The organism is Virgibacillus ainsalahensis (assembly GCF_055380755.1).
Genome location: NZ_AP043943.1, coordinates 3437691 through 3454638 on the forward strand (window position 1 = coordinate 3437691; position 16948 = coordinate 3454638).

Below are 16948 nucleotides of genomic sequence, written 5' to 3' on the forward strand. Positions count from 1 at the left end.
GATGAACCAACAGGGAAAACGTTAAATAACCTGGCTTGAGGAAGATGTTTCACACTTTTTCCTATCAAAAGAAAAGCAGCTTACCTTTCCTAGGCAGCTGCTTGCATATTATTCTTTTTTATCATCATCAGCAGAAGGCTTATTGTCTGTAGTGATTTGTTTCTTTTTTTCTTCCTCAGACATTGTTGGTTCTTTTGGCTCTTCTGGTTTTTCCTCTTGGGATGATTCTTCTGTATTCCGTTCTTTTTCTTCCGCTTCTTTTGATTGGATGTTTACTCTTACATCTTCATTTGATTCATCATCTTCTTCCGGTTCAGGAAGTATACCATGATCAAATAATGATCGGATTTGTTTAGCATCCAATGTTTCGACCTCAAGAAGGGTTTTTGCTACAAGCTCAAGCTTATCTTTGTTCTCGGTTAGAATTGTTTTCGCCCGGTCGTAACAATAATTAATAAAGTTTTGCATCTCTTGATCAATATCATGTGCGATTTGATCACTGTAGTTCTGGTCATTTCCAATATCCCGGCCAAGGAAGACGTCATTACCGCCACCGCTGGTAAATTGAAGCGGACCAATCTTATCACTCATACCAAATTCAGTAATCATTTTACGGGCAATTGATGTTGCACGCTGGAAGTCATTCGCAGCGCCTGTACTTACTTCCCCGAACATGATTTCTTCCGCCACACGTCCACCGAGCAGTCCAGTGATCTTATCAAACAACTCCGGTTTTGTCATAAAGTAACGATCTTCTCTCGGTAGCATGACAGCATAACCGCCTGCCTGACCACGAGGGACAATGGTAACCTTATGCACCATGTCTGCATCATCAAGTACCATCCCGATAATGGTATGTCCACTTTCATGGTGTGCTACAATATCCCGTTCTTTTTTCGAAATGACCCTGCTTTTCTTAGCAGGTCCTGCAATCACACGATCAATCGCTTCATCAACATCAATCATGCTGATTTTCTTACGATCAGCCCTGGCCGCGACGAGAGCTGCTTCATTTAACAGGTTTTCCAAATCCGCACCGGAAAATCCTGGTGTACGCATTGCAATGGTTTTAAAATCAACTGTCTCATCCATTGGCTTGTTTCTGGCATGAACTTTTAACACATCTCGACGTCCGTTTACGTCAGGACGATCTACCATGATTTGACGGTCAAAACGTCCCGGACGGAGTAATGCAGGGTCAAGAATATCCGCACGGTTTGTTGCAGCGATAAGAATGATACCTTCGTTTGCACCAAAACCATCCATTTCAACAAGTAGCTGGTTTAACGTTTGTTCACGCTCATCATGTCCACCGCCAAGGCCTGCACCACGCTGCCGGCCAACTGCATCGATTTCATCGATGAAAATGATACATGGTGAGTTTTTCTTCGCGTTTTCAAATAGGTCACGTACACGGGAAGCACCAACACCAACAAACATCTCCACAAAGTCTGAACCACTGATAGAGAAGAATGGTGTGCCAGCTTCACCTGCAACGGCACGTGCAAGCAAGGTCTTACCTGTACCAGGAGGACCCACAAGAAGTACCCCTTTAGGAATACGTGCACCTACTGCTGCGAATTTACGTGGGTCTTTCAGAAATTCAACAACTTCAACAAGTTCTTGTTTTTCTTCATCTGCACCCGCAACATCTTTAAAGCGGACTTTTTTCTTATCTTCTGTATACATTTTCGCCTTACTTTTACCAAAGTTCATGACACGGCCACCGCCGCCACCGCCACCTTGGGCACGACTAAGTATAAAGAAGAAGATTAAACCTATAATTAGAAACGGAAGCATCATGGTTAAAAAGCTCATAAATGCACTTGGCTGTTCCTCTTGCTCTATGTTAAGCACACTTTGCTCCGTAGCCTGTTCTGTGATGGACGCAATAATTTCTGTATTATCCGGTACCTGTGCAGTAAACTGCTGGCCACCATCGACTAGCGTTCCTGTAAAACGGATAACATTATTTACTGGCTGGTAAGTCATCTCTTCGATCTCACCATTATTTAAAGCATCGTAAAATTCCTGTACGTTGAATTGTTGTGTCTCTTCATTTTGTCCTTGAAATACTCCAATAATCCCTATGATTATTAAAAATATAAGTATCCAAAAAAACACATTCCGAAATATCCGGCTCATTGCCTACCTCCTCCCAAGCGGGGAAAAACTATATAACATCGTACCATATGAAAAAGTTATTATACAACTAATTTAACCTTATTTAACCAATTACTTTTTTGGGGTTTTCGATTGTTGTTTTACATGGGATCCACAACGTGAAATATACTCGCTTTCCACGGACGAATCATCACTATTTTATTCTGCCCCATATACTTCAGGTTTTAATACTCCGATATATGACAGGTTACGATATTTCTCATCGTAATCGAGACCATACCCTACCACAAATTCATCAGGAACTTCAAACCCAATCAGGTCTGCTTCTATAGCCGCTGATCTTCCAGATGGTTTATTAAGTAATGTCACAATCTTGATCGAGTTTGCCTTACGGTATTTAAATAAATCAACCAGATAGCTTAATGTCAAGCCACTGTCAATAATATCCTCGATTATTAACAAATCACGGCCTTCCACCTTTGTATTAAGATCCTTTTCGATTTTCACTTCTCCTGAAGATCGTGTGCCGCTGCCATAGCTAGATACATCCATGAAGTCCATTTCCAAATGTATTTCAGTACGGCGCAGGATGTCTGACATAAATGGCATTGCCCCTTTCAGGACACCGATAGCTAATGGGAATTTCCCATCATACTCTTCAGCAAGCTGCCTGCCAAGCTCCTTACATTTTTCATTTATTTCTTCTTCAGATATTAATATTTCCTTAATATCATTATGCATGTTTGTCCTCCTACACGTCTCTATTTTCATAATATATTTGAATAGTGGAGCTTCCCTGTGTCTGACTTAAAGGTTGTCCCTTTTTCAACCCAATCAGCCAGAGAATCTCTCCATTACTATCGGTTAAAACCGGCCATTTATCTCTTTCTGCTTTTGGAATCTTTTCGTCGATGAAAATGTCTTTTATCTTTTTACTGCCGTCTAAGCCTTTCCAGCGCATTCGATCTCCTGGTTTCCGATTTCGAATATGTAATGGTAATGCAACCTGCCCTAAATTACAAACATAGCTATGCCGGCTTTCCTTGTCATCATACTCCATATAACGGGCCATAACCACTGATCCATCCGGCAAGTCAATACGTCCCGGAATTTTCAGTGTTTCATGAAAGGTATGGTCAAGGGGATGCTTGAGAAAGTAGAACTTCAGCTTCTCATAAGACTTCTCCAACTTTAAATCGAAAGGGAAATCGATTTTGATATTTCCTTTATCACCATTTAGCAGCGTGAAAAATTGTTCTTCATGAACATAGGATAAATCCTTAGGTATTTTATCATACAGATAATTTAATATTAGATGAAAGACACGTCTTTGTAAAGCACGAGGTTGTCTATGAAAAGCATTGATTTCCAGTGTTGCTGATTTGCTTCCTCCACCTGCAAAATTAACGGTATTTGCGAAGACTTTCTCTGCTTCAGCCCGCAAGAAATGCTCATCTTCATGAAGTGATTCACTCAAATGCTGTACTGTTGTATGTATATTGCTATTTTTTTCTTTTAGTCGTGGTAATATGTTAATCCTGTAAAAATTCCTTGTATATGTTGTTTCATTGTTTGAAGGATCGATTCTGGGAGTGATGTGATGTTTAGTGCAATAAGCCTCAATTTCCTCTTTTGTGACAGGCAGGAAAGGACGAATGATTGATCCTGTTGCGAAAGGGCGTCTCACAGGTATGCCTGAAAAAGAGCTTGAGGTTGCAGTGCGCGCAAGTCCCATCAGCATCGTTTCCACCTGATCGTCCCCATGATGCCCCAGTGCCAGATAACTCGCTTCAAATCTTTCCATTTGTTCGGCAAAAAACTGATAGCGTAATTCACGCGCTGCAATTTGTGTCCCAACCTGCTTGTTCTTCTTGTAAGCAGGTACATCTAGTGACGCTCCGATGAATTGAACATCCCATCTGTCACACATTCGCTTCACAAACTTGAGATCTGCCTTTGACTCTTCTTTCCTAAGTTGATGATCCACTGAAACCGCTACAAGCTTTAACTGCAACAAGTCCCGGATGGAAACAAGATAATGAAGAAGTGCCATGGAATCCGGGCCTCCGGAAACACCGACAAGTACCGTTGCATTCTCTGTCAATAATTGATGTCTTTTTATAAATTCCGTAACAGAATGTTTCATTACATGCCATCTCCATGATTAGAAATTACATTTACTCTCTATTAGTATACCTTTTTCAACTATAAAAGTAGAGAAAAAAGATAGTAAATCAATGCCAATACTGCAATCCCACCTGTTTCCATAAAGAAAGGGGCCTGGTTTCCCTCTTTTTTGGACCTTCTGCGCTTCTTGGAAGGTTGTATAACATTTGCGATATCAAACCGCATTTCAGAACTGGATTTATACTTCCCAAGGACAGCTTTTTGAAGCGAATTACGATAGGGTGCCAATGCTTTTACGGCCTGAATCTTTTTCAGCAGTGTTTTTTCAGGATCGGATCCCTTTTCAAACCGTTTCGGGTAATATACATTTAAAAAGACCATAACAAATGCAAATAAATCATAGCTCGGCTCAGCTCTTCTTGAACCAAGTCCCCAATAGCCCCGGTCGTAAAATTCTGTATATTCTTTAACAGAGCGACCGATTTGTGTTGTGCCGCCAACATCACCCATCGAATTCTGGGAGGCGAATGAAGTACAAGAAGATTTTCCGTCTTTAAGTCTCCAAAAACCCATCCGGATAGGTGTAGGCGCTCCAGGTCATCAAGCAGTTGAAGCATAAATACACCAATCCATTCTTTCCCATTATTACTAATAAAAGAGGCGATTGTTCTGCCATTTAAATATTCCATGACATAGAAGGAATAAGTGGCACCATAAGGAGAAACCCAATCGTCCACATCCAACAAATAAGGTCCAAGACGATTTCCTTGGACCTGCTTTAATGACTTCAGCACGTTGACTTCTACCGTCATTGATGCGCTTTTTTCACTTATCTTGAGAGCAGCTGGCTTGCCTTGGACTTCACATAAATATACTGCCCCAATTGCACCAGATCCAAGCTTCTTTCGGACCGTATAGCTCTGGTTATGCCACTTCCCTTTTATAATTGTTCCAGGTTTTAATTCAATACCCTGCTTCTTCCACGCCTCGCTCATCTTCATCCCTAAAGCTCCTTCGTAAGCTCTTCTTCCCAAACTGATACATTGCTTCACGTATTGCCGGACCTGTTGGAGTGATTCCTCCACTCGAAAGTTTCGGAAAAACCGTCGCTATCGCATCCAATTTGGGCGACCAGTCCAGCACTTTTTGTGTGTCTTTTCGCTTTCCAGGAAAATTGAAAATGCTGAATCGATTACGCCCAATACGTGCATTCAGACTTATCGAAAGATCAATCAGTGCCTCTTTCACTGTTGGCAGTTTGTCATACATACTTGCACTCGTATCAACTAGGACAAGTACTTCCAAATCACAGGTTTCGCCCATATCTTCTACTACTTCCATAATTTCCCCGCGTTTTTCCGGTTCCAGTTCTTCAAGGGATTGATTTGAACCTAAAATTTGCTTTAATTCCTTGTTAACAAACCCCTGTAGTGTTTGTGTCATTGCTTGTTTTGTCACCATTTGAACCGTTTGCGATAACGCCTGCTTATAAACAAGCTGACTTACCCCACCGCCGGAAAGTGCAACACCTTCTACTTCCTCCAGCCCTTGTGGGTCTTCTGTATCCTCATCCAATATGCCAATTACATTTACCGTAATGCCCTGTTCATACGCCAATGCCGCAGTTGCTAAAGGATCTTCCCCTTTATTTGAGCAGCCGTCCGTAATCAGTAGAATCTGTTTCAGTGTCCCTTTTTTCACAGCTAATACCTCCCAACTATTCTGTAGCATCATGGACAGAAATTGGGAAAATTAAACATAATAATAGCTCAGGAAACCTTGGAACACCTTAAAGCAAAAGGTAGTTCGATTAAGTGTGCCATGAACAAACCTACGTCGTGTGGGCTGAAAGCTTTAACTCAACACATGCCGAGTTTTTTGCTCACTAGGGGGCTCTCAAAAACAACTGTTATTAGAACGGGAAAGTTATTCAGTAAAACCGCCATGAACCAAGATTATTCCTTTTTCTCGCAGGCCCTTTCAGTGAAAATTTGTCGCTCATTAACGTAGCAGTTGATATAAAATGCGACGTAACTGCTGTATTGATTTCCGCTCGGACCGTTGCTTTCCGTAGGGGGAAAAACAGCATCAACATTCTTTTACAGTTATGTCGCACTATCGTTTTTGTGTCAAAAAGCAATGTTTAATAAAATATCTACCCCGCCGATATTACAATGCTTTATCCTGATAAACCGGGACAGTTGCCCATTTCGGTGCATTTTTTGTAACTTTGGTCACCAGTACGGTCATATCGTCAATTATTGCACCAGATCTTGTCCGGATGACTTCTTCCAATAATAGATCTGCGATTTCCTGCGGGTCTTCGGTACTCATTTCACGGACTTTCCTTTTCACCCATAGATCCGTATTCTCCACATGCTTCGGCCCATCAAAGATCCCATCACTCATCATGATTAGAATGTCCCCATCCAGCAGCTGATCACTAACAATATCAACATCGAATTCCCGCACAATACCAATTGGCAAATTACTCGCTTCCACTTTCAGCATTTTATCTCCACGCTTTATGAAGCTTGGTGTTGAACCGATTTTCAAAAACTGTACATCTGCATTATGCAAATCTATGACTGCAAGATCCAATGTGGCAAACATTTCATCTGTTGTCCGTAATGCAAGAATCGAATTGATCGATTTAATTGCAACCTTCTCTGGAATACCTGTTTGTAAAATTCGCTGGAGCAAACGGAGTGTCTCCACACTTTCTTCCTTTGCCCGTTGCCCATTTCCCATTCCATCACTTATTGCCATTGCGTACTTACCAGCGCCGAGCTCTATGGTTGTATAGCTGTCACCGGAAATCAGCCCACCGCCTTTTGCTGCATTTGCTGCACCAGTTTCGACAACAAACTCTCTAGCGGAACCGAATGCCAGATAACTGTAACCATGTGGCAATGGGGAAATTTCCTCCTGTTTTACAATAATCATTTCATCCAAAATATCAGACAACACTGGCGCAATTAATTTAGATCCTTCCCCGTGGTAATCATAAAAAACCGCCGTTATTTCTATATCTACATTTCCTTTTTCCAATTGATAAATATCCAATTTCTCTAGTTCAATTCCCATATGTTTCAGTGCATGAATAATTTGTGTTTCCTGCTGTTCATGATGTTGTCTTTCCTTTAAGATTTCTTTTGCAAAATCCTCCATCACCTCAGACACACCCTGCAACTGATCTGCAACCAGCCGTTTACTTTCCGTTACCTGCTGCTTCAGTTTACGGTTTGCTTCAAAAAATGACATTTCCTCTTTCATTGCACCCACAACTTTTTTCGGTTTCACACAGTAATTCTCAAATTCACGGGTCACTTTGCGGTTTGGCTCATAACCGTCTGTTATATCCTCCTTCATCTCACTCATCAGGGAATACGTATGATCAAACTGTTTCTGCCAGCAGCGTTCCTTCATAAAACAGGTCTGACATGTCTTTTCTGTCACCTGACTCAAAAAATAATCGGTTTCCCACTCGGTCTCGCTTTCATCTTCTTTTGTGGTATCTGTCGTTGAGAAGCTTTTCGACAGAGCCTGAAACACGTCAGAAAATTGCTCCACCCGTTTGGCTGTTACATTCCGGACCTTTTGTAAGTATTGCTCTTGTTCATTTGTGTGCTCCTCTGTCCCGGGAATATAGCGGGCCAGTCCTTTAATAAGGCTTGCCGGGGTTAATAAAAAGAAAACGATTGCAACGGAAGATTCAATAATAGAAGGAGCAAGTGCAGAAGCATTTCCGTAAATTCCTATCAAAAATGTCCCCACTAACAGCCCGACTGCTACACCTGGTTTTTTTCCTTCTTTTAGCAGACCTCCCAACAGCCCGGAAAAAGCAAGAAGACTCATTTGATAAAGATTGGCGACATTCGCTAAAGACAATATCAGCCCTGCTACAACGCCGACGGTTGAACCAATGGCTGCACCTCCAACAAATGCCAGCAATAATACAAAGTAACGCGAAAAAATTTGTTCAATAGAGGCATCATAGATTTCCCAGCCGATGGTTCCGGTTAATATCGAGGCAATGAGTATAATCATACAGACGATTTCCTCATTTTTTAATGTGGGTTTAAATCTTTTTGGTGATAATAATGGGATACTTTGCATAAATATTAATACCAGGACAGTCCCCAACACCCCTTCTACAATTAACAGCATCCATTCATATGAGGTAAGCTGATTATTAACCGAATACAAAAACAAACGCGGTGCTGCCGTAGAAAAGAAAACAACCAACGGAACAATAACCTGTTGATTTTTTGCATGCTTAAACAATCCTGCAAGCACGATAAACACAAGCATTGCCAGTGCGAGGAAAATGCTGTGTCCTACAGAAACGGTAAGTGCGCCGGCAAATACAGCCAGCATTGCTTTTGCTGTTTTTTCCTTATGTACAAACCACATTGTTGCGATAAAAGCTACAGCAAAAGGCGAAACGACAGATAATATGACAGCTCGTCCCAATAAAAACCCGACCATAAAATAGAGCCATCCCTTGTCGAGTAACATTGCTTTTGTCTTAGAAGTTATCCTCTTGTGGATCCTCTCCATCCTGTTTGACCTGTTCACCCCAAACGTTTTTGATTCCACTCTTGGCATTGATTCCATAAGTAAAGCCCCTCCCTCTTTTTGTTATTAAACCACAGTATGCTTCTTTTTTTTGTCAAACCATCAGAGCAAATCCAATAAATCGTTCGACTGCTTTCTAGATAACAAGCATGTTTCAACACGAACGGATGTATGAGATTTTTTCATTATATGTATCCTGAAGGGTAAAATGTGGAAATATGCATACTTTATGACTTTGCCGAATAGGCTGAGGTTATGCCGAAAAATAAGAATATTTCTTTATTAAGCATACCTATTGCAAACCAAATTTTTATTTTATATAATTGTTCTTGTACGAACTATTCGCCTGTGAACTTTTTGGTAACCGAAGGAGATAAGACATGGATAAGGAAGAAAAGATCAGCAACATTATTTACTCTTTTCGTGAGGTAAATAAGTTTTTTTATAAACAGATGTGGCATCATGCGAATGAATTAGGTGTTACTGTTGTACAGCTGCAAATTATGAAAATACTATCGGAACAGCCTGATATGAGTCTACTGAAGCTGACGAAAAAAATGAATATCGGCAAAAGTACTGTCAGCAGTACAGTCGATCGGCTGGTGAAGGCAGATTATATAAAAAGAGAGCAATCTGAAGCTGACAGAAGGGCAATCGTCCTTAATCTGACGGAACTGGGAAAAACAAAAGAAAGAGAAGGACATGCGTTATTTTACAAACGACTCAGCAGGTTAGATGAGATAAGTGATGAAGATACGGAAAAGTTATTTGAACTTCATCAGTTAATAAAGGAAAAGATTAAAGTAAACGGAGATGAGAAGAATTGAAAGATAGAACAGCCTTCGTAGATGCAACAGAAGTACCAAAAGGCCCAATTATCTTTGTAATGGTTTTGGGAGCTTTTGTTGCTATTTTAAACCAAACGCTTTTGAATGTGGCACTTCCGGTCATGATTGTGGATCTGAGAATGTCAGCAAACGCCGCCCAATCACTAACGACGATCTTTATGCTGGTAAATGGTATCTTGATTCCAATTACCGCTTTTTTAATGGAGAAATTTTCAACAAGGCATCTGTTTCTGACCGCAATGTCATTTTTTGCCCTGGGGACACTGATTTGCGGAATATCATTTTCATTCCCGTCCCTTCTTGCAGGACGCATTGTGCAAGCTGCCGGCGCAGGGATTATGATGCCATTATTAATGAATGTCATTTTAAGTTTATTCCCTGTTGAAAAGCGCGGATCTGCAATGGGTTTAATTGGATTAGCAATGATGTTTGCACCAGCAATCGGCCCCACCCTTTCTGGTCTCGTTGTGCAATCCTATTCGTGGCGTGTATTATTTTACATTGTCCTGCCAATTGCAATCATTGATATCATTTTGGCGTATTTCCTATTACGAAATGTAACGAAATTAACCAATCCGAAAGTTGATATACTATCAATTATTTTATCTACCTTCGCATTTGGTGGATTACTTTACGGATTCAGCAGTGCCGGGGAGATGGGCTGGAGCAGTCCGCAAGTATTCGTGCCACTTGGTTTGGGTGCTCTTGTCATGGTCTTCTTTGTTACGAGACAGCTTCGTATGGAAACACCGATGCTTGAGTTTAGAGTGTTTAAATATAATATGTTCTCATTAACGACAATCATCAATGTTGTTGTGACAATGGCATTGTTTGCGGCAATGATTCTAATTCCAATCTATTTACAGAACATCCGGGGATTTTCGCCATTGGAATCCGGGTTGCTGTTATTGCCTGGTGCAATCATATCTGCATTTATGTCACCAATTACCGGAGCGCTTTTTGACCGGATTGGTGCAAAACCATTGGCATTGGTAGGGCTGGGACTTACTGCACTTACAACATTTTTATTTGCCAACCTTACCGATGAAACAGGCTATTACTATATGATGTTTGCCTATAGTGCACGAATGATCGGGATATCGATGATTATGATGCCAATCATGACAGCAGGATTAAACCAGCTGCCAAGAAACTTATATTCACATGGAACAGCAATGGCTAATACATTGCGACAGATGTCAGGGTCAATCGGTACAGCATTTCTGGTAACGGTTATGAGCAGCCAGACAGCGAAACATGTTGCTGATTTCATGCCTGCTGCCAGCACACCAACTGACCAGCAGTTACTGAATATCGAAAACCTTGCAACCATTGAAGGGATTAATGATTCATTTATGGTTGCAACGGCATTTGCGATCGTCGGATTCCTATTATCCTTCTTTATTAAGAAGGTTAAACCCGCGGACGAAGAGGAAGAATATACGCGCCAGGCCCAAAATACAGAACAGCCAAAAGTACATGCCGTGCAGGAAGTAGGCGCAGGAAATAGATAGATAGTAATGTGCTGCCCCTAATTTGGGGTAGTATACTATTTTACGTTGATGCAGATAGAAACATTTTTAATCTCTTATTTGCAAAAAACATTGACAAAAACTCGAGATCTGTAGTATGATATTTTCTGTTGACTGATTTTGGCGGCGTAGCTCAGCTGGCGAGAGCGTACGGTTCATACCCGTGAGGTCGTGGGTTCGATCCCCTCCGCCGCTATCAAAGAAATTGAAAGAAATCCCTGGATAAAGAGATCGTCTCTAACCAGGGATTTTTTTATAGTTGTGATTTAGGAAGATTATCAATAGGATAATGGAAATAATCCTCCAGTTAATGATGTGTCAATTGTTGGCCGGATAATCCGAATATAAATACCAATGGCCAATGCAAACGAAAAAGCAGGTATCTTATTAAGATTACCTGCTTTTTCCCATTTTTATAGAGCATTATAAATAGACAGCAACTGCTATCCCCTTTTAGCACCTCGACCCCCGCGTTTGGATTCCGTGTGCTTCTTTAAAGAGGCTAAACGGTCTTCCGAATCTTTGAGGAAACGGTTCATTTTTGATTCAAAGGTTTCCGTACGTTCACGACTATCTCTTTGTGGGCGTTTTGGTCTATCTTTTGCTTTTTTAATGGACAGACCAATTTTGCCATCCTTTTCAACATTAATGACCTTTACCGTAACTGTATCACCAACGGTAAGATGGTCATTAATGTCTTTCACATAGTTGTCGGCAACTTCACTAATATGGACCAGTCCAGTCTTACCTGCTTCAAGTTCAACAAACGCTCCAAAATTAGTAATACCAGTTACCTTTCCCTGCAGCTTGCTGCCTACTTCGATTGACATAAAAAAAATGCTCCTCCTTAAAAGATTAAATATAAATATATAGTTCTTCTATATTATAGCCAACCACATTAAAATGTGTCAATATGAGGGATTCTCGGCAGGGATATTAAAGATCAATTCACCTTTTTTCGAGAAGAAATAGTTCGTTCGAGCTATATCCAGCACATAATCCTCATCATTTAACAATTCAATTTCTTCATTCATATTTGCTTCCTGTTTTTTAAGATCAGCTAATTTCCCTTCCAGCTGATCATATTCTTCCACTTTCTCTGCATGAAGCACCCGCTGCTGAATATGGTATGCCGCCATGCTCCCAACCGCAATCATCACGATGATAGAAAATAACATAAGACGACGGGTTAATCGCTGTTTTTTCCGTTTCTGCCTTTCTACTTGCGCATCATAGCTTTTCATGTAGTTGGAATCTAATCTTGTAACCGTTTTTTCCTGCGAAGACAAAGCCCCTACCTCCTCTTTGAGCTGATATACTTCCTGCATTTTATATATATATTCTTCATTGTACTATAAACTCCTGCAATTTTGTGCAGTTTTTTTTGTAAACTTTCTGGCAGCATTTGATAGATGAATTGAAGCAGCCATTTTATTGGAGCGATGACGACCTTTAACATAAAAAGGAGGATGGATCCGATAAGCTTTGCTATCCAGGCAATAATCGTTAAAAGCAGTACGACAATCCAAGTAATCGGGTGGATAATCAGTGCTTGTACCACTTTTTTACAGAAACGGTATATCCCAGCTATAATAAGAATGATTCGTTCAAGTATCCGTTTATAAATACCGGCTGCAAATACCTGATACATGGCAAAACCCAATAGACCTGCCAGAAATATGTACAGCCTCAGCTCCCCACCATTTACTCGAAATAGAACGTAAAAGATAATAGCTGTTTGTGTAAGCCAGAAAACAACCTCTATCAAATAGGAAAAGATTATTCTCTGTTTCCAATACATCGTAAAGCGTCGGAAGGTATCTTGTATTATACCCAGATAAAAGCCACTTAAAACCATGGCAATCATTGTCATGAATTGAACACTGAGTGTCATCTGAATAGCTTGCTAAAGAATCCTTTAGCTTTCTCCTGCTGCTCGTCTACATAGGAAAGCTCATACACCTTACCTTTTATCGTTACAACTCCTTCTCCGACGTCCAGATTTTTCAATTGTAAATTTTGTCCGCGGACAATTAAATAGCCCATCACTGTTTCCAGAAGGAATTCTTCATTATCAAAACTGTCTACTTCTTTGACCCCTGTAATCTCCAGGTTTTTACGATTATTCATTTTAACAAAGTGATCATTCTGGACACGTGTTACCGCTTGTTTTGGTTCATAATAATTATTCATCGTAATTGCCCCTCCTTATCATTATTACTTTATGAAAGGAGGGACAGGTCTAGAACTTTATTTTTACTCAGGCTTTTCCTCTTTAACTACTTTATAAAGTGTTTCAGCTTCATCTTTACGTACATTCTCTCGCAACGAGGTTATTTCAATCGTTACAAGTTTCTGACCAAATTTAATCACAAGCTCATCCCCGACAGAGAGGGTTGATGCTGCTTTTGCTTTATTTCCGTTAATCGTAATTCGGCCCTGATCGGCAACTTCCTTTGCCAGTGTCCGACGTTTAATTAACCGGGATATTTTCAAAAATTTATCCAGTCTCAATTCTATCACTCTCTTTCTTTCGCCTGAACCCATAAATCATCCATTTCTTTCAGAGATGTCGTATGAATATCCTTTTCCTGCCTGTTTAATTGTTCCTCAATATAGCTAAAGCGTGACAGGAATTTATGATTTGTCCGGTTCAGTGCATTTTCCGGGTTTATTTTATAATACCTTGTTAGATTGACCAGTACAAATAGTACATCACCAAATTCTTTTTCCATTTCTATTTTATCATCGGATTCGATTGCTTTATGAACTTCATTTAATTCCTCACTCAGCTTGTTCCAGACTTCTTTGACCTCGTCCCATTGGAAACCGACCTTCGCTGCTTTTTTCTGCAGCTTAAACGCTTTGGCTAAAGCTGGCAGATGTTTCGGGACACCGTCCAATACAGATTTGCGCTCGTCTCCCTTTTCTTCTTTTTTCAATGCTTCCCAATTTTTATATACATCATCAACGGAATCTGCCGTTATATCACCAAAGACATGCGGATGGCGGTGAATCATTTTATCTGTAATCGAACCGATGACATCATCCACCATAAAATAGCCGTCATCTTCGCCAATTTGACTGTGCAGCATGACCTGCAGAAGAATATCACCAAGTTCCTCGATTATATTTTCATCATCTTGATTATCAATCGCATCAATTAATTCATATACTTCCTCAATCGCATGTTCTCTCAGTGATTCATGTGTCTGTGCACGATCCCATGGACAGCCACCTGGAGCCCGGAGTGTGGCAATAACTTCTCTCAACCGCGGGAATGTATGATTCAATAAATCCGGTGCAGCTGGTGGTACATAAACACTCGTCAAATTACTGATTTCATTGGAATGATCCAGTTCTTCCAACGGAATTGTTTTGACTTTTTCATGGCTGCTCCCCGCCGCTTCAATAATCGTAACCTGATAGTCATATGGCAAGTCCTCCAATAGAGCCAGTTTTACCTCAGAAGCAATAAAGCGGTCATATACCTGGCAAAAAATAAGGTGATGACGATATTGGAGCTCACTGCGTTCAAAAGCTGTCCCATCAACAAATTGAAATCCATCGATGGGATCGATTTTCAATGATGTAAATAAATCGTCTAAAAAGCTCTGCCCGCCGACAATGTCCACTTCTGTTTCATTTTGTTCAAGTAAAAGCTGCACTGTTTTTTCCGCAAGCATCGGATGTCCAGGAACTGTGTAGATAACCGGTTCTTGTCTCGCTTTTGTGAGTAGGGCAGTTGCAATATTTTCATAAACATCTGCAAACTTCTCTTTCGCTTCATAAATATGATCGAACGATTCAAAGGCTGCTCCTTCCTGCTTCAAAGACCGGATAACCGGATGATCGAGGGTGCGTGTATAGATATTTCCTGGTGCATTGATTAATTTCTTATAGACACCCAGGGACAGTTGATCGATGTCTCCCGCCCCCAGACCAATGATTTCAATTTTATAACTCATTTCATGTTCCTCCCTTTATGAATGCGAATGAAAAAGGATGCAAATGGCAGCATTTTCAATTCACTTCTTGTGAACGCCCGTCCTTTTAACAATGTGAAGATAAAAATAATGCCTCCAGTCATTGCGATAAATAAAACATAGATTAATAATGTCATTCGCGATAGCACTACTGTACCTGCAAAGACAGCGTCAAGTACAATAATATAAATCACCATGGAAAGTGACGCTTTTATCAGGGTCTGCCAATTAATCATCTGGAAAAATTTCAAATCCGGTAATTTCCGTTTCAATTGAAATAAAACTATCACACATAATGCAAGCAGGCTTAATACGGTTGTAATGGCACTTCCGGTTATTCCCCAAAAAGGAACAAGCAGCTGGTTGCCAATCCATTTTACAAAGAAAGCTGCCAGGATAAACATGGCAGTTCGTTTCAGGTAGCCCAGCCCCTGCAGAATGGAAGAAGCGGTGATGGCAAGTGAACAGAGAAAGATAGAAAGAATGAGAATTCGCAAGTTACTTGTCCCCTGATCATTTTTAAACAGTAATTGATTTACTTCAGGAAAAATAGCAATCAACCCTATTGTAGCCCCAATCGCCAAATAAAAACCAAAAAGGAGGGCCCCCCGAATATAATGATAAAATGTAGTTGGATCCGTCTTTAGCTTCTGTTTCGAGATTGTCGGAACAAGTGCCAGGGCAAAAGATGAGCCAAGGACGGTTCCAAGTTGGATTAATGGCTGTCCGCGGTCAAACACACCTTTTGCTTCCATTGCTTCCAGATGGGTGAATCCATAATCCATTAAACTGGGAATTAATGTAAATGTATCTGCAAATTGGATCACGAGAAGTACCATGTGATTCAGGGCTGCCACGACTCCCAAAGTCAGGATCGTTCGTACATAATAATTCCACGGAATATCTGTACCTGCAGATTCCCTGGAGACTGGCTTTTTCCATATAAAGAAAAGACTAAGAATGATAATTGCCGTAATTGCACCAAAAATGGAGGCAAGCGCAGCAGCCTGTCCAATTTCATATAAACTCTGACTCGTGCTAACTACCACAATCGCAGCTGCAATGATAATAAATACACGAATAAATTGCTCGCCTATTTGTGAATAAGCGGTCGGCTTCATATAGTAATTCCCCTGAAAAGCCCCTCTTAACAAGGCTGAGAAAGGGACCAGTAAAAAGGCAAAGCCCGCAAGTTGATAACTTTTCGATAAACGATAATCACCTACCCACCGTGCCAATTCATCTGCATTGAATAACAGAAACAGGGATAGCGCTCCATTGATTATAAGCAGAATCAGAAAAACCGGGATATAAAAGCCCTTAAAGGAAAGGCTTTTACCCGCTGCTTGAAGGTCTACTGCCATTTTTGATATTGCTGAAGGAAACCCGTATAAAGAGAGGACCATCACAATACCAAGGATGGGGTACACTTGTTGATAAATGTAAAAACCGACATCGCCTGTCAGGTTCTGCAGTGGGATCCGGTAGCCGGCACTTAAAATTTTACTTACAAGTCCTGCCAATGTTAACAGCAGCGCACCCTTTACCAGCCGGTTTGATTCATTCTCACGCATATATAACGTCCTTTTTTCGTTAACGCAAATTTTATTCAATTATAGCATACATAAGGGTTTATACGGACAGGGGCAGGTCGATACTGATACTATCACGCAGAAAATTCAGCTGATCGTGTTAAAGACACCAACCACCATTGGTTTTATGTCGCAGTCTACCGTTTTTGTGTCAAAAG

General features: G+C 40.7%; 16 protein-coding genes and 1 tRNA gene. 3 read left to right on the top strand and 14 right to left on the bottom strand.

Features of this window, described 5'->3' with window-relative positions:
- Positions 1-108 precede the first annotated feature (108 nt).
- From ftsH to spoIIE, 7 genes are all read right to left on the bottom strand, one after another.
- Positions 109-2145 (bottom strand): ATP-dependent zinc metalloprotease FtsH, encoded by a 2037-nt coding sequence (gene ftsH / locus ACZ427_RS17070; RefSeq protein WP_461178108.1) that lies wholly within the window; start codon positions 2143-2145, stop codon positions 109-111.
- Positions 2146-2322: 177 nt separating this feature from the next.
- Positions 2323-2865, bottom strand: a complete 543-nt coding sequence (gene hpt / locus ACZ427_RS17075) for a hypoxanthine phosphoribosyltransferase (protein WP_461178107.1) — start codon at positions 2863-2865, stop codon at positions 2323-2325.
- A 10-nt stretch (positions 2866-2875) separates the two neighbouring features.
- Positions 2876-4270 (bottom strand): tRNA lysidine(34) synthetase TilS, encoded by a 1395-nt coding sequence (gene tilS, locus ACZ427_RS17080; protein WP_461178106.1) that lies wholly within the window; start codon positions 4268-4270, stop codon positions 2876-2878.
- A gap of 59 nt (positions 4271-4329) precedes the next feature.
- The gene (locus ACZ427_RS17085) at positions 4330-4632 is read right to left on the bottom strand and encodes a hypothetical protein (RefSeq protein ID WP_461178105.1); all 303 of its coding nucleotides are present in this window, start codon (positions 4630-4632) and stop codon (positions 4330-4332) included.
- A complete protein-coding gene (locus ACZ427_RS17090; protein ID WP_461178104.1) occupies positions 4620-5252 on the bottom strand; it encodes a protein kinase domain-containing protein in 633 nt (210 codons plus the stop codon). Before ACZ427_RS17090 ends, ACZ427_RS17085 begins: the two co-directional genes overlap by 13 nt.
- Positions 5215-5952 (bottom strand): hypothetical protein, encoded by a 738-nt coding sequence (locus ACZ427_RS17095; RefSeq protein ID WP_461178103.1) that lies wholly within the window; start codon positions 5950-5952, stop codon positions 5215-5217. The genes ACZ427_RS17090 and ACZ427_RS17095 overlap by 38 nt, the downstream gene beginning before the upstream one ends.
- A 468-nt stretch (positions 5953-6420) precedes the next feature.
- Positions 6421-8871, bottom strand: coding sequence for a stage II sporulation protein E (spoIIE, locus tag ACZ427_RS17100; RefSeq protein ID WP_461178102.1), 2451 nt, complete (start codon positions 8869-8871; stop codon positions 6421-6423).
- Positions 8872-9212: 341 nt separating this feature from the next.
- Here spoIIE and ACZ427_RS17105 point away from each other — a divergent pair, with 341 nt between their 5' ends.
- From ACZ427_RS17105 to ACZ427_RS17115, 3 genes are all read left to right on the top strand, one after another.
- Positions 9213-9659 carry a MarR family winged helix-turn-helix transcriptional regulator gene (locus ACZ427_RS17105; RefSeq protein ID WP_461178101.1) on the top strand — a complete coding sequence of 149 codons (447 nt, stop codon included), beginning with the start codon at positions 9213-9215 and terminating at the stop codon, positions 9657-9659.
- Positions 9656-11194, top strand: coding sequence for a DHA2 family efflux MFS transporter permease subunit (locus ACZ427_RS17110; protein ID WP_461178100.1), 1539 nt, complete (start codon positions 9656-9658; stop codon positions 11192-11194). The genes ACZ427_RS17105 and ACZ427_RS17110 overlap by 4 nt, the downstream gene beginning before the upstream one ends.
- Before the next feature lie 140 nt (positions 11195-11334).
- A tRNA-Met gene (locus tag ACZ427_RS17115) sits at positions 11335-11408 on the top strand.
- Positions 11409-11655: 247 nt separating this feature from the next.
- Here the strand turns inward: ACZ427_RS17115 and ACZ427_RS17120 are convergent.
- The 7 genes from ACZ427_RS17120 to ACZ427_RS17150 all read right to left on the bottom strand — a co-directional run bounded on the left by ACZ427_RS17120 (position 11656) and on the right by ACZ427_RS17150 (position 16772).
- The gene (locus ACZ427_RS17120) at positions 11656-12042 is read right to left on the bottom strand and encodes a S1 domain-containing RNA-binding protein (RefSeq protein ID WP_461178099.1); all 387 of its coding nucleotides are present in this window, start codon (positions 12040-12042) and stop codon (positions 11656-11658) included.
- A gap of 78 nt (positions 12043-12120) precedes the next feature.
- A complete protein-coding gene (locus tag ACZ427_RS17125; RefSeq protein ID WP_461178098.1) occupies positions 12121-12501 on the bottom strand; it encodes an FtsB family cell division protein in 381 nt (126 codons plus the stop codon).
- A 5-nt stretch (positions 12502-12506) separates the two neighbouring features.
- The gene (gene yabQ / locus ACZ427_RS17130) at positions 12507-13106 is read right to left on the bottom strand and encodes a spore cortex biosynthesis protein YabQ (RefSeq protein ID WP_461178097.1); all 600 of its coding nucleotides are present in this window, start codon (positions 13104-13106) and stop codon (positions 12507-12509) included.
- A complete protein-coding gene (yabP, locus tag ACZ427_RS17135; RefSeq protein ID WP_461178096.1) occupies positions 13103-13405 on the bottom strand; it encodes a sporulation protein YabP in 303 nt (100 codons plus the stop codon). The genes yabQ and yabP overlap by 4 nt, the downstream gene beginning before the upstream one ends.
- A 63-nt stretch (positions 13406-13468) precedes the next feature.
- Entirely contained in the window at positions 13469-13726 is a 258-nt protein-coding gene (locus tag ACZ427_RS17140) for an RNA-binding S4 domain-containing protein (protein WP_461178121.1), read from the bottom strand.
- Between the two features lie 5 nt (positions 13727-13731).
- A complete protein-coding gene (gene yabN, locus ACZ427_RS17145) occupies positions 13732-15180 on the bottom strand; it encodes a bifunctional methyltransferase/pyrophosphohydrolase YabN (RefSeq protein WP_461178095.1) in 1449 nt (482 codons plus the stop codon).
- Complete coding sequence (locus ACZ427_RS17150; protein WP_461178094.1) at positions 15177-16772, bottom strand: putative polysaccharide biosynthesis protein; 1596 nt, start codon at positions 16770-16772, stop codon at positions 15177-15179. Before ACZ427_RS17150 ends, yabN begins: the two co-directional genes overlap by 4 nt.
- Positions 16773-16948 lie beyond the last annotated feature (176 nt).